Raw genomic sequence first — 3,720 nt, forward strand, 5'->3', positions numbered from 1 at the left:
GGCCCCAACGAGCCCGTGCCCGAGGTGCGGGTGGCGGCCAAGGTCACCACCTACCTGCGTTTCAACGTCCCCATCGACAAGGCCTCCTTGGAGGTGGACGGGCGGGCGACGCGCTTCAAGCTCGTGGACCCGGGTGAGTACACCCTCGCGCTCGAACCCGCTGCCGAGCTGGACCCCGAGGAGAGGCTCCTCGTGCGGGTGCGCTACAAGGACGGCGGCACCCCGGCGTCTGCCACCCTCGCGCTCGTCTCCCACCCCACGCTGGTGGACAAGGAGGTGGAGGTGGTGCGCCGCCCGCGCACCGTCGAGGCGTTGGAAGCGAGGCTGGCCCAGGTGGAGGCCGAGCTCGCCGCGCTCAAGGCCCAGTGCGCGCACGGTGGGCTCCCCCACCTCGCGTTCTCGGGGCTGCTGGACGCGAATCAAATCCGGGCCATGCCGTTCTGGGGCCAGACCGCTCCGGGTTACCAGGGTGGACTCAAGCCCGGGGAGGGCATCGGCTACCGGGCCACGCTCTGGGCCATGGTGTCCATCCGTGTGCGTAACCTCCCGGGACAGCCCGCTTGGATGCCCGGTGCGGCCCGGCTCACCAGCGCGAAGGGCACCCCGGTGAAGGTGCTTTCGGTGCACATGGAGAAGCCGCGGCTCCAGGCGGGGGAGTCCGCCCTGGTGGCGGTGTTGGTGGAGCCCCCCTCTTCCGACGAGAGCAGCTTCCAACTGGAGCTGGTGGACACCGAGGGCGGGCGGCTCCTCCCCATCAACGACGTCAAACTCTAGGAGGCCAGTCCATGACGGAAGTCCTTCACCCGGACCACCTTCAGCCCGGCGACTGGGTGGGGCCCTGGCAGGTGGTGGAGAGGCTGGGCCTCGGTGGCTCGGCCCGCGTCTTCAAGGTGGAGCGGGCGGGCCTCTTCTATTCGATGAAGGTCGCGCTACGGCCCCTGTCCCCCGAGCAAGAGGAGCCGGGAGCGGAGGAAGCGGCCATGCGGATGGCACGCGAGGCCGCGGCCATGCTCACATACTCGCCCCACGCCAACCTGGTGCGCGTGCACGCGGTGGACTGCTGGCCCCACCCCGGCAACGGCTATCCCTTCATCGTCACCGACCTGGTGGAGGGGGACGACTGGCACGTCTGGCGTTGGACGACGAATCCCAACGCCGCGAGGCTGGTGGACGTCTTCTCCGAGGTGGTGCGCACCGTGGGCGCGTTGCACGAGCGCGGCGCGTATCACCGCGACTTGAAGGCCGAGAACCTCCTCATCCGCCGGGAGGACGAGCACGTCTTCCTCATCGACTTCGGCAGCGTGCGCTTGCCGGGCACCTTCGCGCAAACCCTGGGCGTGCCACCGGGCGTGTTCCACCTGCTACCGCCCGAGCTCCTCGAGTACACCCGCAGCGACGTGTGGAAGGAGGGCATCCCCTTCGAGGGCGGCGCGCCAGCGGACCTCTACGCCCTGGGCATCCTGCTCTACCAGGGCCTCACGGACAGGCATCCCTTCGACCCCCATCTATCGGACAAGGCGCTGACGACGGCCATCGCCACCGTGCCGCCCATGGCGCCCCACCTCGTCAACCCACGGGCACCGCGCTCCCTTGGTGACATCGCCATGAAGCTGCTGGAGAAGCAGCCCGGGGCGCGCTACCCCGACACGCAGGCACTGCTTCAGGCCCTGTGGGCGGCGGGCAAGGAGCGCACCTCCCCCGCCTGGAAGGTGCCCCTCCTCGCGTCCACCACGGAGGCCCCGGTGGAGGCCACGGTCGAGGAGAAGGAGGCGTGGCTGGCCCGCCGACAGCAGGAGGCGGCACCCACGGCGGAAGAGGCGCCCCCTCCGGAAGACGCCCGGCCGGGGAAGGAGGAGGCCCGCCAGGAGGTGCCGCCGCCCCAGGAGCGCCGCACGTGGCGGACGTGGCACCTCGCCGGGATGGGCGTGCTTCTCCTCTCCGTCCTCTTCCTTGCCCTATGGCTGGTGCGATCCACACTCCGGTCGCCCCCTCCGTCGGAGCCCACCGCGTCCGTCGCCATCGAGAAAGGAAGCGCGCCCGTGCCCACCTCCACCACGTCCCAGGACTCGGCCCCCACCCGAGGCAATTCGAGCTTCAGGTGGCTCGCCGTGTGGCTGTGCACCGCCACCGGCATGGGCTGCCCCTCCGCCCAGGTGCGGCCGGCACCCGGGGCCTGCTCCGATGAGGCCCGGCGCAACATGTTCGAGGTGTTGAAACTGAACGAGGGCATGCGGATTCAGGCCCTCGTGGACATCCACCAGCCCGGGGAGCCGACCGAGGAGGGCACCTACCATGACGGCCCCATCGTCAGCCGCGTGGTACAGCGCGAGTGGTCTCCACCACAGATGCCCGGCGGCACCCTCCTGTACGGGCAGCTCTGGACGGAGCTTGGCCTCCAGAACCAGGTCGGTGATGAGGCCGTCCTGGGGCGCTACACCCAGGCGCTGCTGCCGGACGGTCGCATGTTGCCGGTGTGCATGGTCCTGGGCCATCCGGAGGGGCTCGCGGAGAAGTGGCCCGGCTCCAAACCCGGAGCCGCTGTACTGAAGCGGGAACTTCCGGTGTTCGCCGTCTGGCGCTGGCCTTGAGCATCCACCTCCGAGCGACCTCGGGTGAGTCGTCCCGTCATGGCTGGAGGTCCCAGTCCCAGAACTGACGCTGGAGCGGAAGACATGTCCAGGTACTACGACCTACGAGATGACCGTTACCATCCTGGACGCTGGCACCTGAGGAGCCCGGTGGATGAGCACGGGCGGAAAATCAATCCCTGGCAATTCGACGAGGGGCGATGGATTGAGCCCCAGGGCCTCATCCGGTTCCCCGTGAGACCCGACGGGATGGAGTTGGACTTCAGCTGGGCCGCCTTCAACATCCCCGTGGTCAGCAGCCGCTTTGTCCAAGTCTTCGAGCGCCTGGGTGTCCAAGAGGTGCAGTTCCTCCCCGTGCAGGTGGAGAACCACACCGGGCCCTATTTCGTCCTCAATGCCCTGCGCATCCTGCGCTGCATCGACGACGCCCGCTGCGAGGAGGTGCAGTACTGGAGGCCCGAGGATGGCCAACCCGAGAAGGTGGGCCAGTATCGCTACATCGCGGGCGTGCGCATCGACCCGGCGAAAGTCGAGGGAGCGCGCATCTTCCGTCCCTGGGGCTGGACGCTGGGGCTCATCATCTCCGAGGACCTCAAGGAGGCCCTGGAGCGCGAGGGCCTCACCGGCACGCGCTTCACCGAGGTCTGACGGGCGGGACGTTTGCCCGGATGCGGAGTGGACCGGGTGTCGTGCATGCTGCTGGGGAATGAAGACCGCCTCCCTGCTGCTGCGCATGGCCCTGGCGCTGTGGTTCCTCGTTCCCGCCTCGTGCGCCACCGGCCCGGAGGGTGTACTTCCAGGCGAGCACCATCGGCCACCTCCGAAGACGGTGAGGACGCGCGAGTTGCCCGAGGGCGTACTGCGCCTGTCCTTCGAGCCGGTGGCGCCCAACCCGGCCCTGGAGGTGCTGCGAGTCGAAGAGGCCCGGGCGATGCTGGCGAGCCTGTACGCCTCCCTGCCGCCGAGCGAGCAGTCCCGGCTGCGACTCATTCTGGCCTCGACGGGCACGGGAGCGGAAATGCCGGCGGAGTGGGAGCTGCGCCTGAGGCAGGAGTACCTGTCCCGCTTCGGCGAATCCCCACTGCCCCTGCCCCGGTCGCTGGAGACGAGCCGCCTCTACCTGGCTCTCAAA

3 protein-coding genes and 1 pseudogene are annotated in these 3,720 nt (G+C 69.2%); all 4 read left to right on the forward strand.

The window, feature by feature from the left end; genetic code table 11:
• Positions 1 to 774: DUF2381 family protein (locus VF794_RS20080; protein WP_331112787.1), on the forward strand; the 774-nt coding region annotated here is incomplete at its 5' end.
• A gap of 11 nt (positions 775 to 785) precedes the next feature.
• The gene (locus VF794_RS20085) at positions 786 to 2,588 is read left to right on the forward strand and encodes a serine/threonine protein kinase (protein ID WP_331112789.1); all 1,803 of its coding nucleotides are present in this window, start codon (positions 786 to 788) and stop codon (positions 2,586 to 2,588) included.
• An 84-nt stretch (positions 2,589 to 2,672) separates the two neighbouring features.
• Positions 2,673 to 3,236 (forward strand): imm11 family protein, encoded by a 564-nt coding sequence (locus tag VF794_RS20090; RefSeq protein WP_331112791.1) that lies wholly within the window; start codon positions 2,673 to 2,675, stop codon positions 3,234 to 3,236.
• A gap of 58 nt (positions 3,237 to 3,294) precedes the next feature.
• Positions 3,295 to 3,720 (forward strand): annotated as a pseudogene (locus VF794_RS20095) (hypothetical protein); the annotation flags it as partial.

The organism is Archangium sp. (assembly GCF_036389735.1).
Lineage (GTDB): Bacteria > Myxococcota > Myxococcia > Myxococcales > Myxococcaceae > Archangium.

Coding starts and splice junctions, on each gene's coding strand:
- VF794_RS20085 (WP_331112789.1), top strand. CDS start 786: ATGACGGAAGTCCTTCACCCGGACCACCTTCAGCCCGGCGACTGGGTG.
- VF794_RS20090 (WP_331112791.1), top strand. CDS start 2,673: ATGTCCAGGTACTACGACCTACGAGATGACCGTTACCATCCTGGACGC.